The 650-nt window shown below is 62.2% G+C and carries 2 protein-coding genes; both read left to right on the top strand.

Annotated features, from left to right (window positions below):
* The coding region (locus EOA22_RS36255) for an FCD domain-containing protein (RefSeq protein ID WP_127390746.1) at nt 1-431 on the top strand (431 nt) is incomplete at its 5' end.
* Nucleotides 428-650 (top strand): putative quinol monooxygenase (locus EOA22_RS36250; protein ID WP_164756319.1); only part of this gene is annotated, 223 nt, incomplete at its 3' end. The genes EOA22_RS36255 and EOA22_RS36250, both read left to right, overlap by 4 nt.

Raw genomic sequence — 650 nt, 5'->3', positions numbered from 1 at the left:
TTTCGGCCCCTGGCGGGGTTCATGACTTCCAGAGCGCGCGTTTGTTTTTCGAAGTCGGGCTTGCCCGCAACGCCGCCATCAATGCCACGTCAGAGGATATTGAGGGCCTCAAGGAGGCGCTCGAAATCAACCGGCAGTCGATCGGGGACCTGACGCGCTTCGAGCGCACCGATGTGGACTTCCACTACGTGCTGGCGGTGATCACCCGCAATCGTATCTTCACAGCCATTCACGCGGCGTTGGCCGAATGGCTGCTGGAACAGCGGCGCACAACTTTGGCCAAAGGTGAAGACCGAAAGGCCTACGAGGCTCATCGCGAAATCTTTGATGCCGTCGCCGCGCGCGATCCAGACGCCTCCGAAGCGGCTATGCGCAGGCATCTGGAATATGTCTCCAGACGCTATCTTGAAATTGCGGGTGGCAAGGGATGAGCGGCTTCGTGGTCTGGGTCGATTTCCGCCTCAAGCCGGGTGCCCGGGGCAGATTCCGAGAGCTCGTGGACGCCAACGCGACCGCGTCGGTTCGCAGCGAAGCCGGCTGCCGCCGCTTTGATGTGACGCAGGCGCGCGGCGAGCCCGACCGGGTCCTGCTCTACGAGATTTACGACAGCGAGGCGGCATTCATGCTCCACTGCCGGACAGCCCATTTCG

Origin of the sequence: Mesorhizobium sp. M7A.F.Ca.US.014.04.1.1, from assembly GCF_003998745.1 — a bacterium.
GTDB lineage: Bacteria > Pseudomonadota > Alphaproteobacteria > Rhizobiales > Rhizobiaceae > Mesorhizobium > Mesorhizobium ciceri.
This window is presented reverse-complemented; position numbering and strand designations above follow the sequence as displayed.